Source organism: Pseudomonas sp. SDT291_1_S447, from assembly GCF_054070155.1.
Window position 1 is genome coordinate 1 of the sequence record NZ_JBSVXS010000025.1, and the last position, 15,626, is coordinate 15,626.

Below are 15,626 nucleotides of genomic sequence, written 5' to 3' on the forward strand. Positions count from 1 at the left end.
AGTCACCGTAAATGGCACTGACACACCGCTATCGCGAGCAGGCTCACTCCTACAAGGGAATGTGCCCGGCCTCGAAATTTCACCCACAAAAAAACCGCATCGCTGCGGTTTTTTTGTGTCTGCAAGAAGCGCTTAAACGAACAGCGACAACAGCAGGATAAAGCCCAACGCGACGATGGAGAGGATGGTTTCCATCGCCGTCCAGGTCTTGAACGTCTCAGCCACGGTCATGTTGAAGTATTGCTTCACCAGCCAGAAACCGGCGTCGTTCACGTGCGACAGAATCAACGAACCAGCGCCAGTAGCGAGTACCAGCAGCTCACGGTTAACGCCCGGAATCATCCCCACCACCGGCACAACAATGCCCGCGCCGGTGATGGTCGCCACAGTTGCCGAACCGGTCGCGATACGGATCACCGCCGCCACCAGCCACGCCAACAGGATCGGCGAAATCTGCGCGCTGACCGCCATGTGGCCGATCACGTCGCCCACGCCGCTGGTCACCAGCATCTGCTTGAAGCCACCACCAGCACCGATGATCAGGATGATCGCCGCGGTTGGCGCCAGGCTTGCGTCGAGCCACTTGAGCATTTGCTGGGAACCGATGCCCTGCTTGTGCCCGAAGGTGTACAGCGACAGCAGCAACGCCAGCAGCAGTGCCGAGATCGGGTGACCGATCATGTCCATCCAGATACGGAAGAAGTGACCGTCCGGCAGCGCCACGTCAGCGAAGGTTTTCAGCAGCATCAGGAACACCGGCAGCAGCACGGTGATCAGGGTGATGCTGAAGCTCGGCAGCGTAGTCGAGTCGTCATTTTCGCGGGCCAGTTGATCGACCAGTTCCTGATTCGGGTGACCCGGAATGTGCTTGGCGATGAACGTACCAAAGATCGGACCGGCAATGATCGCGGTCGGCAGCGCAACGATCAGACCATAAAGAATGGTCTTGCCGATGTCAGCGCCGAACACGCCGATAGCCAGCAGCGGGCCCGGGTGCGGTGGCACCAGACCGTGCACGGCGGACAGGCCGGCGAGCAGCGGGATACCGATCTTGATGATCGACACGCCGGTGCGACGCGCAACGATGAACACCAGCGGAATCAGCAATACGAAGCCGATTTCGAAGAACAGCGGAATGCCCACCAGGAACGCGGCAAACATCATCGCCCACTGGACTTTATCCTTACCGAATGCGCGGATCAGGGTCTGGGCGATCTGATCCGCCCCGCCCGACTCGGCCATCATTTTGCCGAGCATGGTGCCCAGCGCGAGGATGATGCCGACGAAACCGAGCACGCCACCGAAGCCGTCCTGGAACGCCTTGATGATGGTGCCGATCGGCATGCCCGACGTCAGGCCGAGGAACGCTGCGGCGATGGTCAGGGAAATGAACGGGTGAATCTTGAATTTGGTGATCAGGATAATCAGGCCGATTACCGTGACCACTGCATCGAGCAGCAGGAACGTCTCATGGGACATGCCAAACATTGGGGGTGTCTCCTGGATTGTTGTTGTTATTAAAGCGGGTTAAACAGAAGTCGGGAGGACAGCGCTATCTCTTTCAACACACTCATACCGCCTGCTTCAGACCGTGGGCCTGCCACCAGACATGAGCCTGGGACGCCAGTTCTTCAACGCTGTGGATCGAAGCGTTCAGTGCCAAGGTCAACGGCTCGCCCTTGGGCGACTCGAGGGTGGCGAACTGGCTTTCGATCAGCGTGGCCGGCATGAAGTGGCCCGGACGATGGGACACACGCTCAGCGGCAACTTCAGGGGTCAATTCAAGAAACACGAAGCCCAGGCCCGGCAAGGCACTGCGCAACACTTCGCGATAACTGTGTTTAAGGGCCGAGCAGGTCAGCACCGGGCGTTTGCCCAGCGCATCGACGCGACGCAGTTCATCGCACAGGCTGTCGAGCCAGCCGGCACGGTCGTCGTCGTTCAGGGGGATCCCCGCGCTCATCTTTTCGATGTTCGCGGCCGGATGGAAAGTATCGCCTTCAATGGCAGTGGCGCCGCTCAATTGGCACAGGGCCTCGCTGACGCACGTCTTGCCGCAACCGGCAACGCCCATGATGACCAGGGCGGTGATGGGATGACTCATATAACACCTCAGCGCGCAGACAGCGCTACCTTTGCTAGCTATGACTCTAGTGCACAGGCAGAAGTTGCCGACGCCTTCTTGTCGTTTTTTTGGGTTGCAGCAGGTTTGTTCCCAACACCAAAAAGCGAAGATCAGGCAGGACCTCGCTTACGCATTTACAGCTGCATCAGGACAGCGCTACCTTAGTGCCTTGATTTTTGTTTGGCAAGCCGCCCGATGACCTCCCCTAAAAACGATAAAAACACTCGCACCACCGGCCGTCCCACCCTCAATGAAGTTGCCCGCCTGGCCGGTGTCAGCCCGATTACCGCCTCCCGCGCCTTGCGTGGGGTCAGCACGGTCGCCACCGAACTGGTGGAAAAAGTGCAGAAAGCCGCGCTCGAGCTCAACTATGTCGTGAACCCTGCTGCCCGCGCGTTGGCCTCGGCGCAGAGCCATTCGGTGGTGGTTCTGGTGCCTTCGTTATCCAACTTGCTGTTCATCGATACGCTGGAAGCCATTCATCGGGTGCTCACGCCCAAAGGCTTCGAAGTGCTGATCGGCAACTTCCACTACTCGCGCGATGAAGAAGAAAACCTGCTGCGCAACTACATGGCCTATCAGCCACGTGGTTTCTTGCTGACCGGGTTTGATCGCACGGAAAGTTCGCGGCGGATGATCGAGGCGAGCAACATTCCCTGCGTGTACATGATGGAGCTGGACAGCGCCGCCGGAGTGAACTGCGTGGGGTTTTCGCAACTGAGTGCCGGTGAAACGGCGGCCGAGCATTTACTCTCACGTGGACGCAAGCGTCTGGCTTACATTGGCGCGCAACTCGATCAGCGCACCTTGTTGCGTGGCGAAGGTTTTCGCAAAGCGCTGCAGAAGGCCGGGCGTTATGACCCGGATCTGGAAGTACTGACGCCGCGTTCTTCATCGGTGGGCTTGGGCGGGGAACTGTTTATGCAATTGCTCGCGGCGCATCCGGATGTTGATGCAATCTTCTTTGGTAACGACGACCTGGCGCAGGGAGCGTTGCTGGAAGCACTGCGCCACGGCATCAGGATTCCCGAGCAGGTGGCGATTCTCGGTTTCAACGACTTGCCGATGTCCGAACACATGGTGCCGCGCCTGAGCAGCATCAACACCCCGCGTGAAGCGATTGGCCGGCGCGCGGCGGAGCAGATGCTGACGTTGATGGCGGGTAACAGCGTAGCGCGCCCGGTTGAAGATATGGGCTTTGAACTGAAGATCCGCGAAAGTACCTGACCTCCCTCAGGTTTTTGTGGTGTTCACAAATCCAGGGTTCGACCACAATCCCTGTGGGAGCGAGCTTGCTCGCGAAGGCGTCATTTCAGTCGACATCTTTGTTGGCTGATCCACCGCTTTCGCGAGCAAGCTCGCTCCCACAGTTGGATCTGCGCAATGTTCAATGGCTGAGCAGGTCGACGAGGGCCAGCGCGCCTTTCTGTAGTGGTTGGCTCTTGAGCCACACCGCGTGCACCGGCATCACCAGACCGTTTTCGATGTTGCGGAAGTTCAGGCGCTTCAGCCGCCCGGACTCGATCCGCGACTGCACCACCGACAGCGGAAAATTGCCCCAGCCCAATCCTGCCTCAACCATTTCCATCGCCGTCTCAAGACTGTCGGTGCGCCAATACGACTCCGCCACCAACGGCCGCGTCTCACTGATCGGCAAGTCCCGGCTTGCGACGATGATCTGCCGCACATGCACCAGATCTTCCAGAAACAGGTCCTGCTGCCCCCGTAACAACGGGCTGTCCGCCGCCAGCGTAGCGATCATCCGTTCGCTGCCGACAAACTGAAAACGCTCCAGCACGTTCATGCTCAATCCGGCGAACGCCAGGCACACGCTGACCCGGCCGCTGTGCAGCATCGCCAGCACATCATCCTGCGGCGCGGTCAGCACTTCGATATCGAGCAGCGGATGACGCTCGGCGATCAGCTTGATCGCCGCCAGCAAACCGCGCCGGTCGATGTCCGCAACCACGCCGATCGACAACTTGCTCTCCAACCCCAACGACAATTCCACGGCATGCACTTGCAACTGCTTGAGCTGCTCGGCAATCAGCCGCGCATGCGGCACTAGCGACAGCGCCATTGCCGTGGGTTGAGGTTCGCGATGGCTGCGGTCGAAGAGCAGATAACCCAGCTCCGCTTCAAGATTGCCAATACTCATGCTGACGGCGGAAGGCACCCGACCTAACGCACGCGCCGCCGCTGAAAACGAGCCGCGTTCGATCACGGCAAGAAACAGCTCGATGCTATCGCTGTTGAAATTCACCCTGAACACCTATCAATAGAACTGAAAGTAGCTGACTTTTTCTGTCAGCCCTATTGAAGCTATCTTTCGCCGCCTTCGCCAGTCCCACTGGCCAACAAACGGCAAGAAAGAGGCAAATCCCCATGCAAGGCGTTAAACGCAAACTGGTCTATGTATCGCTCTACGAAGTGATCGGCATGACCTTCTCCGCCCTCGGTCTGGCGCTGTTGTCCGGCACCTCACCGGGCAGCACCGGGCCGCTGGCGGTGATCATCACCACCATCGCCGTGACCTGGAATTTCATCTACACCACGATGTTCGAACACTGGGAAAGCCGCCAGGTATCGCGCACACGCACGGTGAAACGACGCATTGCTCACGCCGTCGGCTTTCAACTGACGCTGATCGTGTTCCTGATTCCGTTGATCGCGTGGTGGATGAACATCAGTCTGGTGCAGGCGTTTCTACTCGATCTGGCGTTGATCATTTTCATCCCGTGCTACACGTTCGCCTTCAACTGGCTGTTCGACCGGATCTTCGGCTTGCCGGCCTCGGCGCTGCCAGATTCAGCCGCTGCGGCATAAATCGTTAATTCGTAAGCAGATATTGCAAGAATTCAGCGGTTTGTCTGTTTAATCCGCCGATATTCACAATCCGCCAACTCCGATAGCAGGCTAAGCTTTTCCATCAATAAAAAATGGATCAGCCCATGACTGCACACGCCCCCGCCGCCGCGACAAGCAACGGCATCGACCCGTTCCGCGCCGCCCAAGTGTCCGCCCGCATCGATCGCCTTCCGGCGGTCGCGACGATCTGGCGCTTGGTGGCGCTGCTGTCGATCGGTGGTTTTTTCGAACTCTACGATCTGTTCCAGACTGCGTACATCAGCCCCGGGCTGATCCGCGATGGCATTTTTGCCACCGGTAATCAGGGCGTGTTCGGTTTCTCCGATCAAGCGGCGTTTGCTTCGGCGACGTTCCTCGGCCTGTTCCTCGGCGCCAGCCTGCTCAGCCCGTTGGCGGATCGCTTCGGGCGTCGCGCGATCTTCACCTTCGCGCTGGTCTGGTACACGCTGGCGACGGTGTTGATGGGGATTCAGAGTTCAGCGCTGGGCATCATCTGCATGCGTTTTCTGGTCGGCATCGGTCTGGGTATCGAACTGGTGACCATCGACGCCTACCTCTCGGAACTGGTGCCCAAACGCATGCGCAGCTCGGCCTTTGCCTTCGCGTTTTTCATACAGTTCCTCTCGGTGCCGGCAGTGGCGCTGATGTCGTGGTGGCTGGTGCCACAAGCGCCGTTCGGCATCAGCGGCTGGCGCTGGGTGGTGTTGGCGAGCGCAGTGTTTGCACTGTTTATCTGGTGGCTGCGCAAGCGTCTGCCGGAATCGCCACGCTGGCTCGCGCAGCATGGCCGCTTTGATGAGGCCAACCGAATTCTCGACACTATCGAGGCTCGTTGCGAGAGGGATCACGGTAAACCGCTGGACGCCCCCGAAGCCGTTCCGGTCGACGTCGAAGGCAAGGGTCGTTTCGCCGATATCTGGCAACCGCCGTATCGTCGTCGCGCGTTGATGCTGATTGTCTTCCACATTTTCCAGGCGATCGGTTTCTTCGGTTTCGGCAACTGGTTGCCGGCGTTGCTGTCCGGCCAGGGCGTCAGCGTCACCCACAGTTTGATGTACGCCTTCATCATCACCCTCGCCTACCCGCTCGGGCCGTTGCTGTTCGTGAAGTTCGCCAACCGTTTCGAGAACAAATGGCAAATCGTCGGCTCGGCCCTCGGCGCGATGACCTTCGGCACCTTGTTCGCCTTGCAGACCAGCGCGTTCGGGCTGATCTTCTGCGGGGTGATGATCACCTTCTGCAACGCCTGGTTGAGCTTCAGTTATCACTCGTACCAGAGCGAACTGTTCCCGACCAACATCCGCGCCCGCGCCGTCGGTTTCTGTTACTCGTTCAGTCGCTTGTCGACGGTGTTCAGCAGCCTGTTGATCGGTCTGTTTCTCGACAACTTCGGCACACCCGGAGTGTTGGCGTTCATCGTCAGCAGTATGCTGATCGTGATGCTGACCATCGGCTGGTTCGGCCCGCGCACACGCAATCTGGCACTGGAGAACATTGCCCATCGCTGAAGCTGGCAACGGTCATCCTCTGCCGCTTATCGGCAAAGGATGACCGCCGCGAACGCCTGACCGACGATCAACCTTCTGAAATAAAAGGATTTATTCAGAAGGCACGGTAATTGCTCCGATACGCCAGTCAGCAATTACCTACAGGTCCACACATCATGTTGATCAGTGCCAAGCAACAGCAAATCATTCATCTGCCCAAAGCGCTGAATGACGATGCGACGTCCATCGCCGCAGCCGGTCTGCAAGGTGGTCTGCACGGCGCCATGCTGCAAACCCTGCAAAACCAGACCCAGGCGCAAACCGCCGAAGCCACTGCCAAGGTGCAGGACTCGGCCACGCAGATCGCTACCCAGCAAGTCAGCGAAGCCACGCGCATCAGCGACAACGTCGACGAAGCGTTCGCCAAGACCCGCGTCAACCTGCAAGCCACCGATGCCACCACTGTCGCCGGTAAAAGTGCGACCGACGAATTCAAGGACTACATGAGCAAGACGCCGGAGCAGCGTCTGCGCGACAAGATCCTTGATGAGCTGGGTATCACCGAGGAGGACATCAAGACCATGCCACCGGAGAAGCAACTGGCGATCGAAAAACAGATCGGTGAGCGTGTGAAGGACGAGATGAAGATGGCGCAGGTAGAGAAAGACAACGACGTGAAGGACAGCGACAAGCAAGCGGACAAGTTTCTCGCTGCGCTGTGATTTCCAGGTCGCCTGAAATCAAATGTGGGAGCGAGCTTGCTCGCGAAGGCGGTGTATCAGTGAAACTTCCACCGACTGACACACTGCTTTCGCGAGCAAGCTCGCTCCCACATTGATTGTATCCAGCTGAAGAAATCAGTTCAGTTGCAGGGTTTCATTGAACTGGCTGATTGCATCCACCACATGCCGCGATCCCTGCTGAATCTCCAGAATCACCTCCCCCGCTTCATTCGCCAGCTCAACCCCGAGCCCGGTGCGACTTAAGCTCGACTGCATGCTCGACACCGCACTCAGCGACAGGTCATGGTTCTTGCGCACCACGTCGACAATTTCCAGCGTCGCCTGACTGGTCCGCGCCGCTAGGCTACGTACCTCATCCGCAACCACCGCAAAACCGCGCCCATGCTCCCCGGCCCGCGCCGCTTCGATCGCAGCGTTGAGCGCCAGCAAGTTGGTCTGATCGGCAATGCCACGAATGGTCTGCACGATGGTGCCGATGATGTCCGACTGTTTGCTCACCGCATCGATACTCGCCGCGGCTTCGTTGAGGTCGCGGGAAATGTCCTGAATGATCTGCACGGTTTGCTGCACGACCTGTGAGCCTTTTTGCGCGCAGGCGTCGTTTTGTACCGAAGTGCTATGGGCCGATTCCGCAGCGTTCTGCAACGTGGTCATTTGATGGGTGATGTCGCTGGCGAACTTGACCACTTTGTACAGGCGGCCCTTGGCGTCGAACAACGGGTTGTACGACGCTTCGAGGTAAACCATCTGCCCCGACTTGTTCTTGCGTTCGAAACGATGCGAGTGATATTCGCCGCGATTGAGCGAGGCCCAGAATGCCTTGTATTGCGAGGACTCGGCTTCGGCGCGATGGCAGAACAGGCTGTGATGATGGCCGACGATTTCGTTGAGCGAGTACTGCATGGTCTTGAGGAAGTTGTCGTTGGCGGTGATGACATTGCCTTCCGGGGTGAACTCGATCACCGCCATGGAGCGACTGATTGCCGCCAGCATGCTTTCTTCTTCGTGTTCTTTATTCACCCGAGCGGTGATGTCGGCAGCCACTTTGATCACGCTCTGGACTTGCTTGTCCGGGCCATATACCGGCATGTAACTGGCTTCGAGCCAGACTTCCCTGCCGGCCTTGTTCAAGCGCAGGAAAGTCCCGCTGATCGGCTCACCGCGCGCCAGGTCACGCCACAATTTGGCGTACTCCTCGCTGCGATAGAAAGCCTCTTCACAAAACACCCGATGATGTTTGCCACGCACTTCATCGGCGCTGTAGCCCATGGTCTTGCAGAAGTTTTCATTGGCATCCAGAACGATGCCCTCAGGGGTGAACTCGATCATTGCCATCGAACGGCTGATCGCTTCCAGCTTGGCGTTGGCCTCGGTCAAGGCGCAGCTGAATCGCTCGATCTGCTGCAGGTCAGCCTTGTGATGTAGGTTGAACATGGTTGTATCACCTTCCGCGCGGACTTTTGATTTGATGAAAGTTCAGTTCTTTCACGATCCACCACTACGTTCCACAGAACAGGCACACGCATTCCTCCACGGGAGGAAGTTGTCAGGTGATAAATGATGATCAATCGGAGCGTCCATGCAGCGGCGCTCTAATCAAGACATCCTTCTCTTGATAGCCCGCACGCGGGCCAGCCCTAACGCGTTGAAGAACTTCCATGTAAGCGACGCTCCTTGTTGGTTCAGTGTCGGTGCCTCGGGTTGCGCACTCTGGCAGCATGAATTCACGGACTAACCCTGTGGATCAGCCATGTTTTGACATGACGGTCGACATAGTTAGTTACGAGAAGCATAGCCAGTGCAAAGACCTGCGCAAGGCCACTAGTCGGCCAGTATCTGGCACTTTTTGCACAAGAAACGGTTCAGCGCGGGGAGAATTGTTGCCGGGGCGGACGTTTTCGCGAGCAAGTTCGCTCCCACAGGAGAAACGCATTCCAATGTGGGAGCGAGCCTGCTCGCGAAGGCGCCATAGGAAGCACTACAAAAACAACAGAAATGACTTACAGACTTCCAGCCACTTTGGTCGCCACCTCAGCAGGCACCCAAGGCTTCCAGACCTGCGGCTGATCACGCAAGAACGCCTCCGCCACCAACCTCGGCTGCAAACGTTTTTCACTCATCCCGGCCAAGGTCTGGTTCAACAGATCAATCGGCAAATCGACCTTTTCAAAGAACGTCACCAGCTCCGGATACTGCGTCTTGAACGGTGCCGAGACACCAATCGCCAGGCTCGCCGGCATCGACCGCGTGCCCTTGGGGTTCGGGTTGTTAGCATCGGCCAGGGTCTTCCAGGCCTCAGCATCGAACGGCGGTTCTTCCAGTTTGACCAGTTTGAATCGGCCAAGCAGCGGCGTCGGTGACCAGTAGTAGAACAACACCGGTTTGCCCCGTTTGATTGACGATGCCACCTCGGCATCCAGCGCCGCGCCGGAACCGGTGCGGAAGTTGACGAAGCTGTCATTTAGCGCATAAGCCTTGAGCTTCTGGCTGTTGACGATCTCCGAGGTCCAGCCGGTCGGGCTATTGAGGAAGCGCCCGCGAGACGGATCTTCCGGGTCGCGGAACACGTCTTTGTAGCGCGGCAGGTCCGCCACCGACTTCAACTCCGGCGCCAACGCTTTGATCCCGCGTTCAGGGTCGCCCTTAATCACATACTCAGGTACCCACCAGCCTTCGGTGGCGCCTTTGACCGTATCGCCCAAACCGAACACCTTGCCTTCGGCGGCCGCCTTGACCCACGCCGGACTGCGCCCGGCCCATTCTTCGCCGATCACCTGAATATCGTTTTTCGCCAGTGCGGCCTCAAGGCTGACCGTACTGCCGGGCAACGTGTCGGTCGGGTAGCCATAGCCTTTTTCAACGATCAGGCGCAGCACTTCGGTGATGAAACTGCCGCTCTCCCAGGTGATGTCGCCGAAGTGGATCGGCGCGGTTTTCTCCGTAGCCGAAACAGCACCAACACTGAGGCTCAACGCCAGCAGCGAAGTGCCGAGCAGGGTTTTGATCGATCTCATGCAGACCTCTTGTTTTGCAGGAATTGGTTGGCGCTGTGGCGATCGCACAGCGCTTGGGAACGGCTCATGTACACGCTGACCGAACGCTGGGAGATACCCAGTTCGGTGGCGATTTGCGGGTAGGTCAGGCCGTCGATGCGGGCGAGCAGAAACGTCGCGCGGACTTTGCCGGGCAAGCGCTGCAAGCTGTGATCGATGCGGTTGAGGGTTTGCGACAGCGTTACGAGGTCTTCAGGCGAAGCGGCGTAATCGACATCGATGTGCTGGCGATGGTGACGCTCCAGATCACCGCGTCGCCAGCGCTGATAAAGCAGGCGTTGGGCGATAGTCGTCAGCAGGGCGCGAGGTTCACGAATGGCCCTCAGCGCTGGGGCTTCGAGCAATTGGGCGAAGGTTTCGGCGGCGATGTCTTCGCTGCTGGCCGCGTCATGCAGATGACGGCGCAGATAAGCACAGAGCCAACCATAGTGGGCGCGAAACAGGCCGTCCACGGTGTGACGATGGGAAAGGTCGGCGCCGGACATAGGGGCTCCTTGATGAGGGGTCGCTGAATGTCCGGTGTTCCGGTGGCGCGATCGTAGCAAGGCGCCTTATTCGTTAAAAATACTTAAAACGAATTCTTATATTCTCTAAATGCATTAGCGAAGACGGCCATAGCCCAAGCGATCGGCCTGCTGTTGATAGTCGAGGAGAATCTGGTAATCGCTGGTGTTCGCCGGAAGTACTTCCGGCAAGCCCAGTGTCTGCGAGACGTCGGGCTGTTCGCGCAAGGTCTGGTTCATCACGTGCCGAAGTGTTTCGATCTGCTCGTCCGTGGCGCTGGCAACGGTAATGAACGGCAGGGTCGGGCTCAGGGCGCTGCGCGCGATCACCCGCAAGGCGCTGACTTCTTCAGGCACATACCGGGCGAGATAGGCGTAGGTAACGCTGTCGATGGCGGCCAGATCGGCGCGGTTTTCGCGCAGCCAGCGCAGGCTCTCGCGATGGCCGCCGCTGATGCCGACCGAGGCGAAGAACTGCCCGTTTTGCTGCAACGACGCCAGACGCTGACGCAGCAGGTTCATGCCACTGTTGGAATCTTCGCTGTTGATCACCCCTCGACTGTTTTGAAAGTCCGCCAAGTTTTTGCGTGAGTCATCAGCGCGGCTGAGGATCAGGCTGCAATGGTAGCCGGCGCTGGCATCGGGGAGTTCGTAGCGCGGACGGCCGACGATACGCACCTGGCCGCGCAACGCGGTCATCAGCGGGTAGCCGCAGGTTTGTGTGAGCAGTAGATCGGGGGATAGCCAGAGTTCTGGCAGCGACAGGCCTTCAGCACTCAAGCGAGTGTGGCCAAGCAGCTCAAGAATGCGCGCAATCCAGCGCTCATTGGCCACGCGGATTGACTCGGGGGCGACGTACATCAGCAGTTCGGTGTGGTGTTGAGCCATACACATATTTTCCGAGTTACAAATAGCCAATGTGGGAGTGAGCCTGCTCGCGAAAGCGCTGGGTCAGACAACAGACCTATCAACTGACACGACGCCTTCGCGAGCAGGCTCGCTCCCACAGGGTTTTGCGGTGGTCTTGGGTCAGTGGAAGGGATGCTCGGGACTGTCGATTGGCTTGAAGCCATTACTCCGCCAGAACTCGCCATACCCCTTAACGAGAAACCCGCCACTGCGCGCGATCCATTGCTCGCGATGCATCCGGTAAACCCTGGGCAAGTCGTACCACGCCAGCTTCGGCAAGTCGTGATGCACCAGATGAAAGTTCAGATTCAGGAACAACCAGCGCCATGGCCAACCCGCTTCGTTCAAGACGGTGCGCTGCTCCGGCTGCGCATGCGGGCGGTGTTCATAGTAGGAGCGGATCATCGCGATCGACAGCGCCGGTACGCTGATCAGCAGCACGTAATGCCAGACCGGCAGCACGCTGACACGGGCGACAAACCACAGCATCAATAATGTAAACGCACCATGAGTCAACCACATCAGCCAAGCCTGGCGCTCGCCGCTTTTCAGCCGCAGCAACTGTTCTTTGGCCAACGCTAGCAGCGCCAGCGGGGCGCCAATCAGGAAGCGTCCGAGCACGGTTTTGTTCAACCAATGCAAGCTGCGCTCGAACAGCGAACGGCCCTGCCAGCCAACGCGGGTCAGATAGCGGCTTTCCGGATCGACGCCGGGCACGGTGAGATCCTCATCACGGTGATGCAGCAAATGGCTGTCGCGATACAGCGTGTACGGATACCACACGGCAAAAGGCGCGTAGCCAAGGATCTTGTTGAAGCGAACCCAGCGCGTCGGATGCCCGTGCAGCAACTCGTGTTGCACCGACAGCCACAGCACCAGCAACGGGATCAGCAACAGCGTGCTCAAGGCACGGCCCAGCCAATGACTATTGAGAACAATGGCAAACCAGCCGCCATAGACGCCGATCAGCAACAACCAGGTCGGCCACTCGGTACGGGCAGTAAAGCGTTGGCGCAGGGTTTCGATCTGCTGACGATGGGCGGCGTCGAAGTAATGGGGCATGGCATTGCTCGGAACGGGACTCTTGCCCTTCTGTGCAACGACGCGGTGCAATCTTGCAGATTATTTTCGGGTTCAGGCAGGAGCCCGAGAACCGGGCTCCGGAAAGGCGTGATCAGTGACCGAAGATGTCGACCTTTTTGGCTTTCTTCTCTGCGCGTTTTTCAATCGCGGTCTTGGCCGGTTTTTTCTTTGCGGCTTTCTTTGAATCCATACCTTTGGACATGATGCGTACTCCACTCATAGGGGATGTAGGCTCAGGTATACACCTATCCTGTTGCGCGCGTTCTTTTATAATCGCCGCTTTCAGCGCCGACAGTCCGATCCCATGCCCGACACCCAATACAGCCTGCTCGACGAGTCGTTATGGCCGTTGATGAACAAGTTTTACCGCAGCCATCAATCGTCGATGAAAGCTGTTCGCGATGCGCAGCTGTGGGTCGCGCGACGCGGAGAAATTGTTGCCGCGCTGTGCTTGCGGCCGGTCGCGGGCGGGCATTGGTTGACCGGGTTGTTCGTAGATCCGGGCTGTCGGGATCAGGGGCTCGCCGCGCAGTTGATTGCGGCGGCGGTGCAGGATGTGAGCGAGCCGGTGTGGCTGTTCTGTCATCCGGATTTGCGTGGATTTTATGAGCGACGCGGATTCACGTTCGACCCGACGCTGCCGCAAGCGATGGCAGAGCGCTTGAGTCGGTATGCGCGGAGCAAGCCGATGATTGCGATGGAGCTGATTACTGCTCAATCCTGAGGGACATGCAAAAACCAATGTGGGAGCGAGCCTGCTCGCGAAAGCGGTGTGTCAGTCACAGAATCTGCCACTGATATTGCGCATTCGCGAGCAGGCTCGCTCCCACAGGAGTATGTACTGGGTCTTGGATCAATCGTCGGCCGTGGGATCAAGGTCCGGGAACATCACTTCAGTGAAACCGAACTTGCTGAAATCGGTGATCCGCGACGGGTACAACCGGCCGATCAGGTGATCGCATTCGTGCTGCACAACCCGTGCGTGGAAACCCGACGCAGTGCGCACAATCGGCTCGCCCTTCGGATCAAACCCTTCGTAACGAATCTGCTGATAACGATCCACCGCACCGCGCAACCCCGGCACCGACAGACAGCCTTCAAAGCCCTCTTCCGTCAGCGGACTCAACGGTGTGATCAGTGGATTGATCAGGATCGTCTGCGGCACCGCTTCAGCGTCCGGGTAGCGTTCGCTGTGTTCAAAACCAAAGATCACCAATTGCAGATCGACACCGATCTGCGGCGCGGCCAGGCCAACGCCACCGACGCTTTCCATGGTCTGGAACATATCGTCGATCAGTTGCCACAGCTCGGGGCTGTCGAACATCTCGGCCGGCACTGGCGGGGCGATGCGCAGCAGGCGCTCGTCGCCCATTTTCAGAATTTCACGGATCATGATCAGACTTCGTCAGTGTCCGGCTTGAGCGAATGATCGCGGCCCAGGCCCGAGACGTGTTGTTTGGGATGCTCATCGAGTTCGCCGGGGACTTTCTCACCCGCATCCTTGCCCTCGCTGGACATGTGTTCGATCACCGCATTCATCTCGGCGCCAAGCAACAGCACCGCAGCAGAAATGTAGAAGTACAGCAACAGCACGATGATCGCCCCGATGCTGCCATACATCGCGTTGTAGTTGGCGAAGGTTTTCACGTAGAAGGCGAACCCCAACGAGGCGATGATCCACACCACCACCGCCAGGACCGAACCGGGCGTGATGAAACGGAATTCCTGTTTGACGTCGGGCATCACGTAGTAGATCAATGCAACGGCGACCATCATCAGAATCACGATCACCGGCCAGCGTGCGATCGTCCATACGGTGACGATGAAGTCTTCCAGCCCCACCTGTGCCGCGATCCAGCCCATCACCTGCGGCCCGAGCACCATCAGCGCGGCGGCCACCAGCAGCATGCCGGCAATGCCGACGGTGTAGAAAATCGACAGCGGGAAACGCTTCCAGACCGGTCGGCCTTCGACCACGTCGTACGCCGCGTTCATTGCGCTCATCATCAAGCGCACGCCCGCGGAGGCGGTGTACAGGGCGATGACGATACCGACGGAAAGCAGGCCCCCCTTGGACTGCTGCAACTGGTCGATCACCGGATTGACCTGCTCCAGTGCCTGCGGCGGCAAGACCAGTTCCGATTGCAGGCGCAGCCAGGAGAAGAAGTCCGGCAGGTGCAGGAAACCGATCAAGGCGATCAGAAACAGAATGAACGGGAACAGCGAGAACAGCATCTGGTAGGCCAGTGCCGAGGCGTAGGTCGACATCTCGTCGTCGACGAATTCAGTGACCGTGCGCACCATCACCCGGTGCAGGGGCAGACCTTTCATGTCCGGAAAAATCATTCGCGTCTCCTTTCGCCGCAATACAGGTTGAAGTCGTGGCGACTCAGGGGCCGTTTTTTACATCACGGTAGCCTGTTTGGCGAACCTCGTCGGGTCGCTGCAGGCTTTTGACACAAAAACGGCCATCCTTGGATGGCCGTTCATGTATTTCGTTCAAGGCTGGATTACGCCTTGTCGACGCCTTTTTTGACCGCGTCCTTGGCTTTGCCGACAGCTTGCTGGGCTTCGCCTTTTTTCTCTTGAATCTTGCCTTCGGCTTGCAGCTTGCTGTTGTCGGTGGCTTTACCGACGCCTTGCTTGACGTTGCCGACCGCTTCGTTGGCCATGCCTTTTACTTTATCGCCTGTGCTACTCATGGTGTTTCTCCTTGGTGCAATTAGGGGGAAAAGTCAGTACGTAATGATTGACTGGCCGGGTTTGCGCCAAGTTTCATTTATTTTCAGGGGTTCATTTCGTCGCGGCGTGCAGGTTGGGCTTTATGTTTGCGTGCGTAGCCCCGAGAATGCGCA

At 58.3% G+C, this 15,626-nt stretch carries 16 protein-coding genes and 1 pseudogene; 5 read left to right on the top strand and 12 right to left on the bottom strand.

Translation table 11 applies throughout. From position 1 onward, the window contains the following. Positions 1 to 132: 132 nt before the first annotated feature. Together ACW9IR_RS11185 and ACW9IR_RS11190 are read right to left on the bottom strand one after the other, a co-directional pair. The gene (locus tag ACW9IR_RS11185; RefSeq protein ID WP_127929471.1) at positions 133 to 1,488 is read right to left on the bottom strand and encodes a GntP family permease; all 1,356 of its coding nucleotides are present in this window, start codon (positions 1,486 to 1,488) and stop codon (positions 133 to 135) included. An 82-nt stretch (positions 1,489 to 1,570) separates the two neighbouring features. Then, entirely contained in the window at positions 1,571 to 2,104 is a 534-nt protein-coding gene (locus tag ACW9IR_RS11190; RefSeq protein WP_095048167.1) for a gluconokinase, read from the bottom strand. Between the two features lie 216 nt (positions 2,105 to 2,320). Between ACW9IR_RS11190 and gntR the strand changes: the two genes are divergently transcribed. Continuing rightward, positions 2,321 to 3,352, top strand: coding sequence for an HTH-type transcriptional regulator GntR (gntR, locus tag ACW9IR_RS11195; RefSeq protein WP_150693305.1), 1,032 nt, complete (start codon positions 2,321 to 2,323; stop codon positions 3,350 to 3,352). A 160-nt stretch (positions 3,353 to 3,512) separates the two neighbouring features. On the opposite strand, the gene ACW9IR_RS11200 is transcribed toward gntR, so the two are convergent. Further along, positions 3,513 to 4,388: a LysR family transcriptional regulator gene (locus ACW9IR_RS11200; RefSeq protein ID WP_457463198.1), complete on the bottom strand. Its 876-nt coding sequence runs from the start codon at positions 4,386 to 4,388 to the stop codon at positions 3,513 to 3,515. A gap of 122 nt (positions 4,389 to 4,510) precedes the next feature. Here ACW9IR_RS11200 and ACW9IR_RS11205 point away from each other — a divergent pair, with 122 nt between their 5' ends. The 3 genes from ACW9IR_RS11205 to ACW9IR_RS11215 all read left to right on the top strand — a co-directional run bounded on the left by ACW9IR_RS11205 (position 4,511) and on the right by ACW9IR_RS11215 (position 7,202). Beyond that, entirely contained in the window at positions 4,511 to 4,951 is a 441-nt protein-coding gene (locus ACW9IR_RS11205; RefSeq protein WP_102900210.1) for a PACE efflux transporter, read from the top strand. A gap of 125 nt (positions 4,952 to 5,076) precedes the next feature. After that, a complete protein-coding gene (locus ACW9IR_RS11210) occupies positions 5,077 to 6,501 on the top strand; it encodes an MFS transporter (RefSeq protein ID WP_457463201.1) in 1,425 nt (474 codons plus the stop codon). A 155-nt stretch (positions 6,502 to 6,656) separates the two neighbouring features. Next, on the top strand, positions 6,657 to 7,202 hold the full coding sequence (locus ACW9IR_RS11215; RefSeq protein WP_457463203.1) for a hypothetical protein: 546 nt from the start codon (positions 6,657 to 6,659) through the stop codon (positions 7,200 to 7,202). Between the two features lie 135 nt (positions 7,203 to 7,337). Here ACW9IR_RS11215 and ACW9IR_RS11220 read toward each other — a convergent pair whose 3' ends face one another. The 6 genes and pseudogenes from ACW9IR_RS11220 to ACW9IR_RS11245 form a co-directional block, all read right to left on the bottom strand. Beyond that, complete coding sequence (locus ACW9IR_RS11220; RefSeq protein ID WP_224789345.1) at positions 7,338 to 7,877, bottom strand: methyl-accepting chemotaxis protein; 540 nt, start codon at positions 7,875 to 7,877, stop codon at positions 7,338 to 7,340. Positions 7,878 to 7,880: 3 nt separating this feature from the next. Further along, positions 7,881 to 8,657: pseudogene (locus ACW9IR_RS11225) on the bottom strand (PAS domain-containing protein); the annotation flags it as partial. Between the two features lie 566 nt (positions 8,658 to 9,223). Beyond that, the gene (locus ACW9IR_RS11230; protein WP_457463205.1) at positions 9,224 to 10,237 is read right to left on the bottom strand and encodes an ABC transporter substrate-binding protein; all 1,014 of its coding nucleotides are present in this window, start codon (positions 10,235 to 10,237) and stop codon (positions 9,224 to 9,226) included. Continuing rightward, on the bottom strand, positions 10,234 to 10,761 hold the full coding sequence (locus tag ACW9IR_RS11235; protein WP_095048175.1) for a sigma-70 family RNA polymerase sigma factor: 528 nt from the start codon (positions 10,759 to 10,761) through the stop codon (positions 10,234 to 10,236). The genes ACW9IR_RS11230 and ACW9IR_RS11235 overlap by 4 nt, the downstream gene beginning before the upstream one ends. A gap of 114 nt (positions 10,762 to 10,875) precedes the next feature. Continuing rightward, positions 10,876 to 11,667 (bottom strand): phosphate/phosphite/phosphonate ABC transporter substrate-binding protein, encoded by a 792-nt coding sequence (locus ACW9IR_RS11240; RefSeq protein ID WP_457463207.1) that lies wholly within the window; start codon positions 11,665 to 11,667, stop codon positions 10,876 to 10,878. 141 nt (positions 11,668 to 11,808) lie between these two features. Beyond that, positions 11,809 to 12,750 carry a fatty acid desaturase gene (locus ACW9IR_RS11245; protein ID WP_457463209.1) on the bottom strand — a complete coding sequence of 314 codons (942 nt, stop codon included), beginning with the start codon at positions 12,748 to 12,750 and terminating at the stop codon, positions 11,809 to 11,811. Positions 12,751 to 13,075: 325 nt separating this feature from the next. On the opposite strand from ACW9IR_RS11245, the gene ACW9IR_RS11250 reads away from it, so the two are divergent. Then, a complete protein-coding gene (locus tag ACW9IR_RS11250; protein WP_457463211.1) occupies positions 13,076 to 13,495 on the top strand; it encodes a GNAT family N-acetyltransferase in 420 nt (139 codons plus the stop codon). 129 nt (positions 13,496 to 13,624) lie between these two features. Here the strand turns inward: ACW9IR_RS11250 and def are convergent, their stop codons facing one another. From def to ACW9IR_RS11265, 3 genes are all read right to left on the bottom strand, one after another. Next, a complete protein-coding gene (gene def, locus ACW9IR_RS11255; protein ID WP_038362614.1) occupies positions 13,625 to 14,164 on the bottom strand; it encodes a peptide deformylase in 540 nt (179 codons plus the stop codon). 2 nt (positions 14,165 to 14,166) lie between these two features. Then, positions 14,167 to 15,117, bottom strand: a complete 951-nt coding sequence (locus ACW9IR_RS11260; protein ID WP_034153379.1) for a YihY/virulence factor BrkB family protein — start codon at positions 15,115 to 15,117, stop codon at positions 14,167 to 14,169. Positions 15,118 to 15,281: 164 nt separating this feature from the next. After that, positions 15,282 to 15,473, bottom strand: a complete 192-nt coding sequence (locus tag ACW9IR_RS11265) for a CsbD family protein (protein WP_007917841.1) — start codon at positions 15,471 to 15,473, stop codon at positions 15,282 to 15,284. Positions 15,474 to 15,626 lie beyond the last annotated feature (153 nt).

Coding starts and splice junctions, on each gene's coding strand:
- ACW9IR_RS11185 (WP_127929471.1), bottom strand. CDS start 1,488: ATGTTTGGCATGTCCCATGAGACGTTCCTGCTGCTCGATGCAGTGGTC.
- ACW9IR_RS11190 (WP_095048167.1), bottom strand. CDS start 2,104: ATGAGTCATCCCATCACCGCCCTGGTCATCATGGGCGTTGCCGGTTGC.
- gntR (WP_150693305.1), top strand. CDS start 2,321: ATGACCTCCCCTAAAAACGATAAAAACACTCGCACCACCGGCCGTCCC.
- ACW9IR_RS11205 (WP_102900210.1), top strand. CDS start 4,511: ATGCAAGGCGTTAAACGCAAACTGGTCTATGTATCGCTCTACGAAGTG.
- ACW9IR_RS11210 (WP_457463201.1), top strand. CDS start 5,077: ATGACTGCACACGCCCCCGCCGCCGCGACAAGCAACGGCATCGACCCG.
- ACW9IR_RS11215 (WP_457463203.1), top strand. CDS start 6,657: ATGTTGATCAGTGCCAAGCAACAGCAAATCATTCATCTGCCCAAAGCG.
- ACW9IR_RS11220 (WP_224789345.1), bottom strand. CDS start 7,877: ATGACCACGTTGCAGAACGCTGCGGAATCGGCCCATAGCACTTCGGTA.
- ACW9IR_RS11230 (WP_457463205.1), bottom strand. CDS start 10,237: ATGAGATCGATCAAAACCCTGCTCGGCACTTCGCTGCTGGCGTTGAGC.
- ACW9IR_RS11235 (WP_095048175.1), bottom strand. CDS start 10,761: ATGTCCGGCGCCGACCTTTCCCATCGTCACACCGTGGACGGCCTGTTT.
- ACW9IR_RS11240 (WP_457463207.1), bottom strand. CDS start 11,667: ATGGCTCAACACCACACCGAACTGCTGATGTACGTCGCCCCCGAGTCA.
- ACW9IR_RS11245 (WP_457463209.1), bottom strand. CDS start 12,750: ATGCCCCATTACTTCGACGCCGCCCATCGTCAGCAGATCGAAACCCTG.
- ACW9IR_RS11250 (WP_457463211.1), top strand. CDS start 13,076: ATGCCCGACACCCAATACAGCCTGCTCGACGAGTCGTTATGGCCGTTG.
- def (WP_038362614.1), bottom strand. CDS start 14,164: ATGATCCGTGAAATTCTGAAAATGGGCGACGAGCGCCTGCTGCGCATC.
- ACW9IR_RS11260 (WP_034153379.1), bottom strand. CDS start 15,117: ATGATTTTTCCGGACATGAAAGGTCTGCCCCTGCACCGGGTGATGGTG.
- ACW9IR_RS11265 (WP_007917841.1), bottom strand. CDS start 15,473: ATGAGTAGCACAGGCGATAAAGTAAAAGGCATGGCCAACGAAGCGGTC.